11 protein-coding genes and 1 pseudogene are annotated in these 14,520 nt (G+C 53.7%); 5 read left to right on the top strand and 7 right to left on the bottom strand.

Annotated elements, in window-relative coordinates:
- The first annotated feature begins 5 nt into the window (after positions 1-5).
- From V4U84_RS06765 to V4U84_RS06755, 3 genes and pseudogenes are all read left to right on the top strand, one after another.
- Complete coding sequence (locus V4U84_RS06765) at positions 6-1,790, top strand: hybrid sensor histidine kinase/response regulator transcription factor (protein ID WP_334073865.1); 1,785 nt, start codon at positions 6-8, stop codon at positions 1,788-1,790.
- 306 nt (positions 1,791-2,096) lie between these two features.
- Positions 2,097-2,306: pseudogene (locus tag V4U84_RS06760) on the top strand (DapH/DapD/GlmU-related protein); the annotation flags it as partial.
- A gap of 100 nt (positions 2,307-2,406) precedes the next feature.
- Positions 2,407-2,652 (top strand): AbrB/MazE/SpoVT family DNA-binding domain-containing protein, encoded by a 246-nt coding sequence (locus V4U84_RS06755; protein ID WP_148450596.1) that lies wholly within the window; start codon positions 2,407-2,409, stop codon positions 2,650-2,652.
- Between the two features lie 327 nt (positions 2,653-2,979).
- Here the strand turns inward: V4U84_RS06755 and V4U84_RS06750 are convergent, their stop codons facing one another.
- Together V4U84_RS06750 and V4U84_RS06745 are read right to left on the bottom strand one after the other, a co-directional pair.
- Positions 2,980-4,047 carry a phosphodiester glycosidase family protein gene (locus V4U84_RS06750; protein ID WP_334073866.1) on the bottom strand — a complete coding sequence of 356 codons (1,068 nt, stop codon included), beginning with the start codon at positions 4,045-4,047 and terminating at the stop codon, positions 2,980-2,982.
- Entirely contained in the window at positions 4,044-4,448 is a 405-nt protein-coding gene (locus V4U84_RS06745; RefSeq protein ID WP_334073867.1) for a hypothetical protein, read from the bottom strand. The genes V4U84_RS06750 and V4U84_RS06745 overlap by 4 nt, the downstream gene beginning before the upstream one ends.
- A gap of 199 nt (positions 4,449-4,647) precedes the next feature.
- Here V4U84_RS06745 and V4U84_RS06740 point away from each other — a divergent pair, with 199 nt between their 5' ends.
- Positions 4,648-5,208 carry a hypothetical protein gene (locus V4U84_RS06740; protein WP_334073868.1) on the top strand — a complete coding sequence of 187 codons (561 nt, stop codon included), beginning with the start codon at positions 4,648-4,650 and terminating at the stop codon, positions 5,206-5,208.
- Here V4U84_RS06740 and V4U84_RS06735 read toward each other — a convergent pair.
- Positions 5,205-5,984: a DUF2161 family putative PD-(D/E)XK-type phosphodiesterase gene (locus tag V4U84_RS06735; protein WP_334073869.1), complete on the bottom strand. Its 780-nt coding sequence runs from the start codon at positions 5,982-5,984 to the stop codon at positions 5,205-5,207. The two genes, V4U84_RS06740 and V4U84_RS06735, sit on opposite strands and share 4 nt — an antisense overlap.
- Before the next feature lie 178 nt (positions 5,985-6,162).
- Between V4U84_RS06735 and V4U84_RS06730 the strand changes: the two genes are divergently transcribed.
- Positions 6,163-8,058: a PrkA family serine protein kinase gene (locus tag V4U84_RS06730; RefSeq protein ID WP_334073870.1), complete on the top strand. Its 1,896-nt coding sequence runs from the start codon at positions 6,163-6,165 to the stop codon at positions 8,056-8,058.
- 99 nt (positions 8,059-8,157) lie between these two features.
- On the opposite strand, the gene V4U84_RS06725 is transcribed toward V4U84_RS06730, so the two are convergent.
- From V4U84_RS06725 to yhbH, 4 genes are all read right to left on the bottom strand, one after another.
- Positions 8,158-9,132 carry an aldo/keto reductase gene (locus V4U84_RS06725; protein ID WP_334073981.1) on the bottom strand — a complete coding sequence of 325 codons (975 nt, stop codon included), beginning with the start codon at positions 9,130-9,132 and terminating at the stop codon, positions 8,158-8,160.
- A gap of 114 nt (positions 9,133-9,246) precedes the next feature.
- The gene (locus V4U84_RS06720) at positions 9,247-11,394 is read right to left on the bottom strand and encodes an alpha-amylase family glycosyl hydrolase (protein ID WP_334073871.1); all 2,148 of its coding nucleotides are present in this window, start codon (positions 11,392-11,394) and stop codon (positions 9,247-9,249) included.
- A 338-nt stretch (positions 11,395-11,732) separates the two neighbouring features.
- Positions 11,733-13,193 (bottom strand): SpoVR family protein, encoded by a 1,461-nt coding sequence (locus V4U84_RS06715; RefSeq protein ID WP_334073872.1) that lies wholly within the window; start codon positions 13,191-13,193, stop codon positions 11,733-11,735.
- Complete coding sequence (gene yhbH, locus V4U84_RS06710; RefSeq protein ID WP_334073873.1) at positions 13,190-14,356, bottom strand: sporulation protein YhbH; 1,167 nt, start codon at positions 14,354-14,356, stop codon at positions 13,190-13,192. Before yhbH ends, V4U84_RS06715 begins: the two co-directional genes overlap by 4 nt.
- Positions 14,357-14,520 lie beyond the last annotated feature (164 nt).

The raw sequence follows: 14,520 nt of genomic DNA, 5'->3' as shown, positions 1-14,520 counted from the left end.
ACGAATTGTTGGACATCGTTAAACAGTGGATATGGTATGACTGGATTATGTTGGCGACCCGCTTTATAAACAGCACTACGCTCATCATCACGATGATCAGTGTTCAGGAAGGTTTGACACTACCGCTTTGGATCGTTGTTTTCTGGGGAATCGCTGCCTTCTCCATTCCGTGGCTTTGCTTGCAGCTCAGTTATAAATACTACCTGTTCACGGAAATGCTGATCTATGGCGGACTGTGCATCTATTTAACTTCATTGTTCCCTGTTGCATTCGTCTCATTTCTTGTCTCTGCGTTTCTCATCGCGGCGAATAGCGCCCACCGATCTTATCGTTGGACGGCTCCGGCCACGATCCTTATTTTCCCCGCCTTGTTCTATACGGTAGCGCAAAGCAACAATTACTGGATTACGATCAGTTATTATGGGTTTGCTTATATGATGGGCTTCGCCTTTCATTTATTGATCGTCAATCATCGGCAAAATGAAACGATTCGTAAGCAAAACGCGGTGCTCGAGCAATATATGTCTCAGATCGAGCGCATTACGCTGACGGAAGAACGAAATAGGCTGTCGCGGGAGCTCCACGATACGGTTGGGCATGCGTATACTTCCATCATCATGGGAATGGAGACATTGCGTGCCGAGCTTGTTACCGAAACAGGCATACAAAGACTAGATTCCTTGCTTGAACTGGGCCGCAAAAGCATCGAGGAAGTGAGGGGCTATTTGCATCAAATGGGATCAGCAGAGGATTCGCTGATTCAGTCTCTGCAACTGCTTGGAGATGAATTTCAGGAGCATGCCCAGGTCAATGTCATTTTCCGAGTGTTGGGAGAGGAGTATATGTTGTCACGTCAAGCGAAAATGGCCTTGACTCGCTGTATGCAAGAGTCGCTTACAAATGCCGTTCGTCACGGCGAGGCGACGGAAATGACCGTTTCACTACAATTCGAACAGCAATTTACGAGGCTCGAGGTGCAGGACAACGGGCGAGGGATGGAAGAGTGGCGGGAGGGGTTTGGCATTAACGCGATGAAGGAACGAGCGATGAATTTGCAGGGCCAAGTATCCGTTTTTACGAAACCGGGGGACGGGACACGGGTCGCTTGTACTTTGCCCCGACAAGCGGAGACGTTGGAAGAGGAGATACGCTTGCTGATTGTCGATGACCAACCGTTTATTCGAGAAAGTTTGCGGATGCTGCTGGACAAATTCCCGGATTTGGTCATAGTCGGCTTGGCTGAGGACGGCGAGCAAGCTGTCGACTTGTGCGGACGTCTTCAGCCTCACGTGGTGCTTATGGATTTGGACATGCCGCGCAAGGGTGGAGCGGAAGCGACCACGATCATCAAGGAGCAGTGGCCTCATATCCGGGTATTGATTTTCACCACGTTTCAGGATAGCGAGCAAGCGCGGGATTTACTGCGCAACGGCGCGGACGGTTTCCTGCTGAAAACGACGGAGCCGCTTGAGTTAGCCAATAAGATACGGATTATTCACCGTGGAGACACGTTAATCGAACAGGGAATTTCCCGCAAAATATTTGAAAAGCCCGATGAGAGCAGCGCATTACCGCAATCGAATACGGCCGATACCTATCATTTGACACCCAGAGAAATCGAAATATTGCAGCTTGTCGCCAAAGGTCACCGGTACAAGACGATAGCGTCCAAATTGTATTTGTCGGTCGGCACGGTCAGAAACTACGCCTGCTCAGTAAATACTAAGCTTGGCGTCAGCAACAAGGAAGAAGCTGTTATGAAAGCTTTGGAACTTGGAATCATCGCATAAACCCGGATGATAGCTGCCACTGCCGAACCTGATTCCTATGTCGGGAAGCAAGCATCAAGATGACTAAGAAAATGATGTTTGTCTAAGGGTATCTTATAAAAATATAAGGTTTGTCCAATCGGATATTATAAACAGTCTATACATTGATGTTAAAAAAAACAGCCTAAAATGGGCTGTTTATGTCTCAAATGATCTTATAACTCACAACGGCGGACAGACAGAGAGCCCGTCAACTGACGCGCCTGTATAACCAGACGACGGAGGAGCGGGAGAAACGGAACGCCATCCTCAAGGAACTGTTCGGTTCCGGCGGAGCGCAATTCGGGAGCGGAGTTCGGCAAACCCGTGACGATCGGCGACAACGTATGGATCGGCGGCCGGGCGGTGATCGTTCCGGGTGTAACCATCGGGAATAATGTCGTTATCGCCGCCGGTGCGGTCGTAACGAAGGATGTTCCCTACGGAGCGGTGGTCTGCGAAAATCCGGCGAAAATAATAAAATACGTCGAGATGTAGGAGAACAGCAGGAATCCTGAAAAAAATAGCGAAATAAATAGGCATAGGTATTTGGTTCTATTTTTTTGCATATTATTTTTTCAGGAGAGGTGTAAGTTTTATGAAACCTGCTGGTGTAGTCCGAAAAGTGGATCAGCTGGGAAGAATCGTTCTGCCCAAATCGCTGCGAAAGAGATATCAAATGAATGAAGGGGACCCTGTTGAAATTTTGGTACAGGGCGATCATATTATCCTCGAAAGATATCGTCCCAAATGTGTGTTCTGCGGTTCTATGGAACAAGTGAGCGATTTCAGAGAGCGTTGCATTTGCAACCAATGTCTGATTGAAATGAACCGATTGACCTAGCCGATCACTAATTCCGGCGTGAACACCAAGAAACTCTGTGGCGTTAAACGCCGGTTGTCATTAGGCCTGCAAATAAATAAGCCTCCCGGTCGGGAAGCTCATTTATTTACAGGCCTTTTGTTTTGTCATCGTTGTAGGCTGAGGTCAGAATGCCGCACAGGAACAGGGCAAACACGAGCGTGATAATCCAGAAAGTCAGCGAGAAACTCAAGGCGAACACCTCCATGTTACGGATAATTCCTGCTTACATTATACCCGTACCTTGCGCAAAAATAAATCTCAATGTGATTTATTTCATTGCAAGAGAGGCTCTTTGGTTTGGACGGTTTACTTAAAAAATAAAAAGTGCGTGGGCACGGGCCGCAGCTGCCCGTCCGACGGATGGTTGACGACCTTCCCGTTGACGACAAGGGAGGAGGAGCCGCCTCCGTCCAGGTTATAGGCATCCTGGACGCCCATGATCTGCAGTTTATTTTGCAGCTCGGTCAGCGTTGCGCCGGAGCTTCCGTTCTCGTCGCGCCCGTCAATCACGAGGATGATCAACTGATCATCCTTATAATTCCCGATGACGGTCCGGGGAGCGCGCAGCGGAGAGGTCAGCCATTTTGACGGGATAGTTGTCTTTTGACCGTTCTGTAGCAGCACCGGCACAAAGGATGCGCCAAAGGAGGGCTGCAGCCGGTCCAGGTCCGCCTTGTTCCGGAACTCCCCGCCGATCAGCTTCCCAGACCGGTTCAAACCGACAAAGAACAAGTCTTTGTAGGAAGGCTCAAAGCCGGTTACATACTTTCCTTCCAACACGGTTGTGCTGAGCGGATAGCGTTTCCCTTGGGAATCGGCGAAGCCTCCGGCGTTGATTCCGGCGACCGCTCCATGGCGCTCGGCGGCCCGCAGCGTCGTTTCCGCGCCGCCGAGCATGTCCTTGCCCAGCGTCATCTTCATCGCGTCCGGCGATTTCAGCTTGACCTTCATGGCGTAGCCTTTATAAGTCCCCGGGTTGACCTTGTACAGCTCGATCCGGATTTTATCGCTCTGAATCGTTTGGTAAGGTGTCCCCAGCTTCAGCGTAATTCTCCGGTTGTAGATCTGTTCCGGCCGTTTTGCCGAATTTTGGGCCGTATTGACGATGGAAGACATCGTGGACGTCGTTTTCCGGTAAAGCTCGGCGGTCTTCTTGAGCGATGAGGAGGTGAGTCTCGCCGCGCCTTCGGCCTCGTCCAGCTTCTTGCCGATTGCTCCGGTGACCGCGGGCAGGTCTGAAGCCGGAGCGAACGGCACCTTCTCCTCTTGCCAACTCAGGGCGGAGCCGCTGACGAGCATGGCGATCAGCAGACCGAGCAACGGCCCTGTCGCAAGCAGAAAAAAACGGTTGATTCGCTTCATCGGTGTAATCATTTCAGTAAATCCATCTTCTTTTGCAGGACGGAGAGCTGTTTTTTCACTTCGTTTAATTGCGTGTAAAGCTTGTTGCTGTTGTCCGTCTTGTTCGTCGTATTGTCCTTCGTAAATTCCAGCAGTTCGTTAAAGGTTTGCACTTTGCTCTGCAGCGTGGCGATTTCGGTATTCAGGGCAGACAGTTGGGCGGTATAATCGGCCTTGAGCTCCGCCGTTTTCTCTTGGACGCGGGCATCCATCTGCCGGATCATGGCATCCTTTAAATGATTGCTGTATAAATAAGCGGAGGTCCCTCCCGCTCCAATGAGCAGAAACCAGATCAGGATAATCCCTTTTGCGGATGGCTTGCGGGTTTTCCTGCTGCGGGTTGGTCCGGTCGCGAGCTCCGTGTTGTAAGACATTTGATCACCTCGGTGTTCTTATTTCCAGACTACATTCTATCACGGGGCTTCTATTATCGCAAAAATTGCTAGATTCGGACAAATCCGGATTTCGGGCGGAAACTCGCGGTTTTTCAGAAGCATGGCAGGGCATTGCCGGAAAAAGTTGTCCTCCTGTAAAATCGCTTCAAGAGACGCATTCGGAAGGAGCGGAACAGGCATGAAGGAAGCAAAAACAGAGCTGGACCGGCTGGTCAGCGGGCTGCCGCCGCTATTGAGGGAAGAGGCACTAAGAATGATCGGAGAGGGGGACTTCATTTCGTTTCTCGGTGTGGCGGATTCAGAGGAGGATTGGGTCAACAACGAACTTACCGAAGAAGGTGCGAAAGGGCCGATCACGGAAGGGAAGGTACGGGAGGTTTTCGACATACTTCGTGCGTCGGAGGTTTGGGGACCGGATCGAGAGGGGAAGATTTCCGATCCCCCGCCATCCCCCTTCGGCGAACGGCTGGTCCTGTTCCTGCCGCCGGGGCTGCCGGCCGAAGCGCTGCTGAAAGCCTGCCTGCCAAAAGGGGTGGCCTTTCGGCAGGCAGGCGCTGCGGCGCGGGGTAAGGCCGCGGAGCCGGAGGCGGAGGAGGCGGCGGAGGAGGCGGCGATGGCCGCAGAGAGCCGCGAGGCCATCGCGCTCGACATGGCCGGGCTGCCGCCGGAGCGGATCCGCGAGGGCTTGGCCCGGATCGCGGCCGCCCTCGCGGAGTTTACCGCGCGCTCGGGCGATTAATGTGCGCCCGGGCGGTACGGCGGCTCCGCCGCAGGGGCCGCTTCCTCCGCCGCGCCGGCGACCCGCGCCCAGCCTTCGGTGACGCCGCTGTAGAGGGCCAGGCCCTCGTGCCCTTCCGGCGTCAAGGCGTAGCGGCCGCGCGCGATGCGGCGGAACCACCCGTAGTAGTTCCGCTGCAGGATGGCCGCGGCGCTGCCGATGCCGCTGCGGTCGCGGACCTCGCGCGGCGCCATCTCGCCGCCCTCCTGGAGGGCGAGGGCCACGCGCAGGGCTTTCTCGCGGTACGCGGTGACCAGCTTGGTTCCGTGGCTGCCGCCGACGTTGTAATCGCCGCTGCGCTCGTTGAATTCGGTGATGAGCCGGCTGGCCCGCGTCTTGATGACTTTGGCCGACGGCACGATCACCTTGTCGCCGGGCGAGCAGAGGATTTCCACGAACGGGGCCTTGGTCTTGTACTGCGTCACGGTGATCAGCCCGAGCCCGAGCCGCCGGCACAGCAGGGTGATTTCGCTCCAGCGCTGATTATGGGCCCCGCGCTTCGCCCGGTTGCGTTCGACGGCCAGGTAAACATCGGCGCTCAGCTTTTGGCGCTCCAGGCCCTGCAGCAGCAGGGGGAGGTTGAAGGTCTTTTTCATTTCCACAATGAGCGGCTGGTCGCTCCCCGGCCGAATCCCCACCAGATCGCAGTGCCTTACCTCGCTTTTGATGCTGTATCCCCGTTCCTCAAAAAACTTTTTCAAAGGCGGGTATAATTCCGTCTCATGCTGAACAGCCATCGGGATCTTCCTTTTCCACAATATTATGCCATGGGTCTTATCCGAAAATTATATCATATCCGCAGGTCAACTTATCCGCCCTTTTTGCATAGGTATGTAATACACTTTTTCCAAAAATCGCGGTGATGGACTGCCGCGCCGGCAACGGTGTAGAGCTAGGGGACAGGAGGTACCGAACATGGATATTTTTGAACGTATAGCGGCATACCGGGCGGAAAGCGATTCGCTGGCTTGGAACGGCACATTCAAACAGTATATCGAGCTGCTCGCCAAAGATCCTGCGCCTGCCATGACGGCCCATGCCCGGGTATATGAAATGATCGAGTCTTACGGCGTAGAGGAAGTGAACGGCCGGAAGCGGTATAAATTTTTTGAGCAGGAAATATTCGGCCTGGACCGTGCCATTGAGAAGCTGGTGGAGGAGTACTTTCACTCCGCCGCAAGACGGCTGGATGTCCGCAAGCGGATTTTGCTGCTGATGGGACCGGTCAGCGGCGGCAAATCCACGTTGGTCACGCTGCTGAAACGGGGACTCGAAAAATTTTCGCGTACGGACAAAGGGGCGGTATACGCCATATCCGGCTGCCCGATGCACGAGGATCCGCTTCACTTGGTCCCGCACGAACTGCGGCCCGAGGTGGAGAAGGAGCTTGGCGTACGCATTGAAGGCAATCTTTGTCCCGTATGCCAAATGAGGCTAAAAACGGAATTTGACGGAGATATCGAACAGGTGGCCGTGGAACGGGTGGTTCTGTCCGAAGACGGCCGGATCGGCATCGGCACTTTCAGTCCGTCCGATCCGAAGTCCCAGGACATTGCCGATTTGACGGGAAGCATCGATTTTTCCACAATCACGGAATACGGCTCGGAGTCGGACCCCCGCGCGTACCGGTTTGACGGTGAGCTCAACAAAGCCAACCGCGGGCTCATGGAATTTCAGGAGATGCTGAAATGCGACGAGAAATTTCTGTGGAACCTGCTGTCGTTGACGCAGGAGGGGAATTTTAAAGCGGGCCGGTTTGCGCTTATCAGCGCGGATGAAATGATCATTGCCCATACGAACGAATCGGAGTACAAAGCCTTTATCGCCAATAAAAAGAATGAAGCGCTCCAATCCCGGATGATCGTCATGCCGATCCCCTATAATCTCAAAGTGTCCCAGGAAGAAAAAATCTACGCCAAGCTGATCGGCCAGAGCGACATGAACCATGTCCACATCGCTCCGCACGCCCTGCGTTCCGCGGCTATTTTTTCTATTCTGACCCGGCTGAAAGAGACGAAGAAACAAGGCGTCGATCTGGTGAAAAAGATGCGGCTCTACGACGGCGAGGAGGTGGAGGGGTACAAGGACGCCGACTTAAAGGAACTCCAGAACGAGTATCTGGAGGAAGGGATGTCCGGGGTCGATCCGCGGTATGTCATCAACCGGATCTCCAGCGCGCTGATCAAACAGGATTTGCACTGCATGGGCGCGCTCGATATTTTGCGGGCGATCAAGGACGGCCTGGACCAACACGCTTCCATCACGAAAGAAGAGCGGGAGCGGTATCTCAATTTTATCGGGATCGCCCGCAAGGAGTATGATGAACTGGCCAAGAAGGAAGTCCAGAAGGCGTTTGTGTATTCTTTTGAAGAATCGGCCAAAACGCTGTTCGAGAACTACTTGGATAATATCGAGGCTTTCTGCAATTGGACGAAAATCCGCGACCCTCTGACGGACGAGGAGATGGACCCCGACGAGCGGCTGATGCGGTCGATCGAAGAGCAGATCGGGATTTCCGAAAATGCCAAAAAAGCGTTCCGCGAGGAGATTTTGATCCGGATTTCGGCCTATTCCCGCAAGGGAAGGAAGTTTGAATATATTCATCACGACCGTTTGCGTGAGGCGATCGAGAAGAAGCTGTTCGCCGATCTGAAAGATATCGTAAAAATAACGACCTCCACGAAAACGCCGGATGAAAATCAGCTGAAACGCATCAATGAAGTCAGCAAGCGGCTGATCGACGAGCACGGGTACTGCCCGGTTTGCGCGAATGAGCTGCTCCGGTATGTGGGAAGTTTGCTGAACCGGTAAGACAAAGCCATCTGTATCGGGTCGTGGAAGTGAAGTCCAATAACAGAGAAAAGCAGCCGATCCGTTGATGGAATCGGCTGCTCTTTCTTTGGAGCGGGGTTACGGTAAATTTCTGCCGCGCGTGCTGATATAAAGGGAATACCATTCCTCCCGGCTGAGACGAAGCTCCGTCGCGTCGCGGCAGGCGCGGATCCGCTCGGGATTGATCGTTCCGATGACCGGTTGAATGCCGGCCGGGTGGGTCATCAGCCAGGCCAGCACGATGGCTTCCGCGGTCGTGCCCTTCTCGTCGGCGAGCCTGCGGACAAGCTCCGCCGTCTTGACGACGCTCTCGCTCTGTCCCTCTAGCGGCCGTCCCGAGTATAATCCCTGGGCCAGCGGCCCCCAGGATTGCAACTGAATATCCTCCAGGCGGCAGAACTCCAATGTGCCCTCGGGGAACACATTGTTTTTGGCCTCCTCCTGATTGACATGCGTGCCGACCTCCAGGAAGCCGTACTTATGCAGGCTCATTTCGAGCTGGTTGACGATGAAAGGTTCCTCGCAGTAGGCCTGCAGCAGTTTGATTTGCCCCTGGCTCATGTTCGATACGCCGAAATGCCGGACTTTTCCCGAGGCCTTTAACTGATGGATAGCGCTGGCCACTTCTTCCGGCTCCATCAGAGCGTCGGGCCGATGCAGCAGCAGAATATCGAGATATTCCGTGCCGAGCCGCTCCAAAATGCCGTCCACACTGTTCAAAATATGCCGCTCGGAAAAATCGAACCGATGCGGGCTCGTCCCTTCCGCAAAGCGGATGCCGCATTTGGATTGAATCGTTATTTTCTCGCGAAGCCCCGGATTGGTTTTCAAAAGACGGCCGAATACCTTCTCGGCTTTCCCCGCCGTGTAAATATCGGCATGGTCAAACATGTTAATGCCGATTTCCAGGGCGGCTTCGAGCGCCTCCTGTCCCTCGCGGTAATGCTGATCCGTGATCGGGCTGTTTTTGTCCCAGTCGCCGCCCATGCGCATGCATCCCAGCACTAATTGGCTGACCTCGAGACCGCGTTTTTGAATTGGTATCGCTTTCAGCTTCACAAATGTTCCTCCGTTCCCTGAGCAAGTTCATGCTGCACAAATTTATGAAGATACAAAGCCATTATACCAAGCTCGGCCGGGAGGCGCCAAATCCGTTGCGACAACGAGTTAATTCTGCCAGTTTACCGTCACGGTTCCAGTCCCGTTGGAAGGAGCGGTGTAAGTATGGTTGTTGCCGCCTTCCCAAGTAAGGGTTTTGCCGTTTGTTTTTACAAACTTAAATTCCAGCTTCGCTCCGGCCGGTACGCTGACATCGTAGTACCATGTCGGGTATTTGGCTATGACCTGGTTATACATCGGACCGATTACCTGTTTTTCGTCCCAGGCCCCAAGCTCGGCCACATTTCCAACGAGGTAGACGTTCTCTCCCAGGCTGGTTGTCGCATTGTTGACCAGGAAGCGTACCGTGACTTGCTCCGCCGTCAGTATATTGAAATTGTGAAACGGATCACTTGCCGCACCGGAAGCGGTGTTCACGATCACGTCGGTCTCGCCGGGGGTTGCGGTAGCGGGGATGATCGCTCGGATTTGGGTATCCTCCCAGCTCAAAATATCAGAGCCGGTGGCCGCCACGGTGCCAAAGTTAACCTCACCTTTGTCGTTCCCGAAACCCCGGCCGTCAATCGTTACCGTATTTCCCGCCTTGCCCATGGTCGGACCGACATTGCCGATGATCGGCGCGGTTTCCGCCGCGGTATGCTGCCAAACTGCGGTTCCGCCGGCCGCCAGCGTGAAGGGGGATACGGTACCGCTGCCGTCCACGGTGATCGAATTGCCGTCAAGCAGGCCGTTCAATTCATCCGAGTAAGTACCGGCAGGCAGCGAGGTCAGCAATTTCGAGATCGGATAGGATTTGGATTCGCTGCGATTGATGGCAACGACAGCGGTGTTGTTCCCGAACTTTCGCTCATAAATATAGACATCCTCATTCACCCAGCGTTCCTGAGTCATTCCGTAGGCGATGGCCGGGTTGGATTTGCGCAGCGGCGCCAATGTCTGAATGAGCTTGTAGGCCGTCGTGGAAGTGTCGAACGAAGGCATCATGCCCCGGTTATTCGGATCGCCATTTCCTGTCGCATACTGCTCCGTTCCGTAGTAGATGGCCGGAACGCCGCGGGAGGTCAGCGTCAGCGTCAATGCTTGTTCGGTAGGACGCTTGCTGGCGCCGGAAACCTGGAAACGGTCCATATCGTGGTTGTCGATAAAGGTGACGAGGTTATTGTCAAATTGATAAACCGCCGCTGTATCCTCGATGACCGCGTTGAGGTCCTTCATCGTTTCGGACTTATCCCGCAACACTTCACGCACTTGCTGCGAATAAGCGAAATCCAGCAGATGCATGCCGCTTTCATTGGCAAAGCGGATGTTGTCCGTGTTGGTCTCGTCGGCGCCCAGGAACCACTCGCCGAAGGTGAACACGGGGTGTTTGCTGCTGTAAATGGAGGAGACATAGCTTTTTTGCCAGCCAAACGGCATATGTTTCACGGCGTCGAAGCGGATGCCGTCAACCCCCATGTCCAGCCAGAGCTGGATCGCGTCTTTGAAATAGGTGTCGATCAGATTATTGTTGTGATTAATGTCCGCAAGGTCATAAAGGTTGCGATAAATGCCGTCTTCAATCGTGGAAAAATCCGTGCCGCCATTATGATGAAAAAGCTGGTTGGTATCCTTCATGTAGGTGCCAAGCAATTTTCCGTTATCATACAAGGCGCCGTTCTCGGCAAAGTTGGCGTCGGTCGAAGAGGCCGGGCTGGTGTGATTGGGGGCAAAGTCAATAATGACCTTGATGTTATTCTCGTGCGCCGTCCGAATCAGATTTTCAAAATCGGTAAAATTGCCGAAAGCCTCATTGGTGCGCTTGAAGTCGCGCGGCCAATAACCGTGGTAGGATGTATTTTTTGTGCCGGAGTAATCGATGACCGCGGTAATGTTCTCCACAGGCTGGGAAATCCATAGAGCGGTGATCCCCATTCCAGTCAAATAGCCGTCATTGATTTTGTCGATAATTCCCTGCCAGTCCCCTCCAAAATACAGTTTCAAATTGGATTTATCGCCGCTGTAGGCTCCTCCCGCCGGATTGTTGGTGGGATTGCCGTCCATAAACCGGTCGGTCACGATTTGGTAAACCACGTCGGTGCTGTAATTCAGCTTGTTCTCAACGCTTGTATCCGATGAAGCCCATGCAGGTAATGCGGTCCCCAGCGCCATGCTCAGGGATAGCGAGAGTGATGTCAATAGTTTGGATCGCTTGTTCATTTGTCCGACTTCTCCTTTCAGACATGCAAGATTGAGTTTCTTCGAATCTGGCCTGACTTGAATCGGATGCGCCATAACGTGGAGACTGGAAGGGAATAATATATGAAACGCTTCCAATTTTAATAAAATCACAATACAAATGAATTTCCGCGGATGGTAATCAAAAATGAAGAAACCGGTTTCCTCACCAAAAAAATAACATTTCCGCTTTATGTAAGTCAATACCTGAATTGGAATTATTTAAAATTCATACTGTAGCCGGAGTTCATTCGCATGGGTACGTCGAGCCGGATACTTCCTTTGCATCAGGAAAGGGGATAGGCTAAAGCCTATCCCCACTACATCATTTTCCGAAAATGCTTCTCCCCGTCATAACTGAACAAGGCCGGCTTCTCTTCCACCACGGTTTGCAGATGAACCGGTCTTCCCCAAAGCCGGTATACATAAGGGAGCGTGCGCTCCAGGTATTTCAGGTCGAGCTCGATTCCCTCGTATTGGTGCTTCAGCAACAGCTCCCCGCTGCGGAGGTAATCGCCGTCCTGGACGACGATATACGGGGCGCCGCCATTCACGCGGGAAGCGACCAACTGGTCGCGGATATGCTCCCAGGTTTTATCGGTGATCTTCCATTCCGGCCCCTGTTTCTCGAAGATATAGAGGTCCAGGTCGCGGACCAGATCTTTGGTCAAATAGCTGCGGATAAAAGAGAGATCCGAGTCCAGCTCGCGGACCTCGAACATTTTCTCCCGGCCTTTGCCCGGCTCCCGCCCAAAGCGGCGGACTTCCTCTTCCGTCGGATGGTCCCAGCGCCGCTCGATGTCCTCGAAGATTTTCAAGCCGAGATAGTAGGGATTCAGGCTCTGCCGGGAAGGCTGCACGACGGAGGCGTTCAGCTTCGCGAACTCGATCGTCTCCTCGCTGGTGAGATCCAGCTCGCGGAGGATCCGCTGATGCCAGTAGGAGGCCCAGCCTTCATTCATAATCTTGGTCTCCATTTGCGGCCAAAAATACAGCATTTCCTCCCGCAGCATGCTCATGATGTCGCGCTGCCAGTCATCCAGGGATTCGGAGTACTCCTGGATAAACCATACGACATCCTTCTCCGGCTCCGGCGGAAAGGGAAGGGGGGCTTCCGGCTTCGCGGCGGTTCCCGCCGCCGCCCCCGAAGCCCCGGCTGTCCCGGGACCGTCGAGCTCCCATAGATCGTCGTAGGCCCCGCTGCGCTGCGGCTTCGACTGCGCCTCCTTCACGCGGCGCAGCTTCTCCTCCGTCTGCCTGCGCTTGTCGTACCGCAGCGGCTTGATTAACTGCGGATCGACATGCTCCTGGATGCCCAGCACCGCGTCGATAAAGGACTCGACGGTTTCGGCCCCATAGAGCAGTTCGTACCTGCCGATCCGCTCCGCCGTCGCCGCCATGCTCTCCACCATATCGCGGTTGGTGTTGCTAAAGCGCAGGTTGTTCTTGAAGAAGTCACAGTGCGCCAGCACATGCGCGACGATGAGCTTGTTCTGAGTCAGCGAGTTGCCTTCAAGCAGAAAGGCGTAGCAGGGATTGGAATTGATGACGAGCTCATAGATTTTGCTGAGCCCGAAATCGTACTGCATCTTCATCTTGTTGAACGTTTTCCCGAAGCTCCAATGCGAGAAACGGGTGGGCATGCCATAGGCCCCGAACGTATAAATGATGTCGGCCGGACAGATCTCGTAACGCATCGGATAATAATCCAGCCCGAACCCGTCGGCGATTTCCATGATTTCCGCAATGGCGTACTCCAGCTGGGCGAGTTCGTTGGTCATGAACGTGCCTCCTTTTCCCGCTTATGAAAAAAGTGCTTCAAGGCGCGGTAGACTTCCCCTTTTTCCTTGATCACGTAGTACATAAACCGGTCCTGCTTCAAATTCCGGTAGGCGGACATCAATGTGCTTCCGCGGTTGTATTGGTTGACCTCTCCGTACCCGAACATATTGCTTCGTTCCAATAATTCGCCGATCAGCCGGATGCAGCGGTCGTTGTCGGACGTCAGGTTGTCGCCGTCGGAGAAGTGAAAAGGGTAAATATTGTAGCTGGAAGGAGGATAGCGCCCGTCGATGATGTCCAGCGCTTTTTGATAGACCGAGGAGCAGATCGTACCTCCGCTTTCTCCGCGGGTGAAAAAGTCCTGCTCGCTGACTTCCTTGGCCTCGGTATGATGAGCGAGAAAGACGATTTCCACTTTTTCGTACTGGCGGCGCAGAAAGCGGGTCATCCAGAAGAAAAAGCTGCGGGCGCAGTATTTTTCGAACGCCCCCATCGAGCCCGAGGTGTCCATCATCGCGATGATGACGGCGTTGGATTTCGGAAGACGCACATCCTCCCAGGTTTTGAACCGGAGATCGTCCGGGGAAATTCCGTGAATCCCCCGAACCCCCGATATCGCGTTGCGGCGGAGGTTCTCCAGTATGGTGCGCTTTTTGTCGATATTGGACATTAAGCCTTTTTTGCGGATATCGTTGAAGCGGAAGGAGACCGACTCCATCTCTTCTTTATTTTTATCCTCGATAAAAGGAAGCTCCAGTTCGTCGAAAATCAAGTCCTCCAAATCTTCCAGACTGATCTCGGCTTCCACAACATCGGTCCCGGGCTGGTCGCCGGCTTTTCCTCCCTTCCCGGCCTCCTTGGGAGAATCCTGGGCCAAAACGTCCCCCACTTCGCTGTCTCCGTCCCCTTGGCCGACATGCTTCTGTTTCTGAAAATTATGAATAAAGCGGTATTCCTCCAGATTGCGGAGGGGAACCTTGATAATTTGTTTTCCGTCCGACATGATAATGTTCTCTTCCGTAACCAGATCGGGCAGGTTCTGCTTGATGACCTCCCTGACCTTCTCCTGGTGGCGCTGCTGATCCTGGTAGCCTTTGCGGTGCAGCGACCAATCCTCTTTGGAAACGACAAAATTGGTTTTGTCCGGTTGAAACGATGACATGGTGCACACCTCCCCAAATCGCATGCTTGAACGGTGATCAGTTGTAAATAAAGTATATTCACGCGCAGCCGCGATATGTGAGCGGGCTTTTGTCCGAATGGCCGTACATCGGGAGTATATTCAATAGGAGATTGCCAAAAATGGGTACTGTAACCCATGTCTGT

The sequence above is a fragment of the Paenibacillus sanfengchensis genome, from assembly GCF_036864765.1.
GTDB classification, from domain to species: domain Bacteria; phylum Bacillota; class Bacilli; order Paenibacillales; family Paenibacillaceae; genus Fontibacillus; species Fontibacillus sanfengchensis.
The sequence above is the reverse complement of the archived record's forward strand: the minus strand, read 5'-3'. Positions and strand labels throughout refer to the sequence as shown.

What these genes read in the sequence shown, in the direction of transcription:
- V4U84_RS06740 (WP_334073868.1), top strand. Translation starts at nt 4,648, where the DNA reads ATGAAGGAAGCAAAAACAGAGCTGGACCGGCTGGTCAGCGGGCTGCCG.
- V4U84_RS06735 (WP_334073869.1), bottom strand. Translation starts at nt 5,984, where the DNA reads ATGGCTGTTCAGCATGAGACGGAATTATACCCGCCTTTGAAAAAGTTT.
- V4U84_RS06755 (WP_148450596.1), top strand. Translation starts at nt 2,407, where the DNA reads ATGAAACCTGCTGGTGTAGTCCGAAAAGTGGATCAGCTGGGAAGAATC.
- V4U84_RS06720 (WP_334073871.1), bottom strand. Translation starts at nt 11,394, where the DNA reads ATGAACAAGCGATCCAAACTATTGACATCACTCTCGCTATCCCTGAGC.
- yhbH (WP_334073873.1), bottom strand. Translation starts at nt 14,356, where the DNA reads ATGTCATCGTTTCAACCGGACAAAACCAATTTTGTCGTTTCCAAAGAG.
- V4U84_RS06730 (WP_334073870.1), top strand. Translation starts at nt 6,163, where the DNA reads ATGGATATTTTTGAACGTATAGCGGCATACCGGGCGGAAAGCGATTCG.
- V4U84_RS06750 (WP_334073866.1), bottom strand. Translation starts at nt 4,047, where the DNA reads ATGATTACACCGATGAAGCGAATCAACCGTTTTTTTCTGCTTGCGACA.
- V4U84_RS06745 (WP_334073867.1), bottom strand. Translation starts at nt 4,448, where the DNA reads ATGTCTTACAACACGGAGCTCGCGACCGGACCAACCCGCAGCAGGAAA.
- V4U84_RS06715 (WP_334073872.1), bottom strand. Translation starts at nt 13,193, where the DNA reads ATGACCAACGAACTCGCCCAGCTGGAGTACGCCATTGCGGAAATCATG.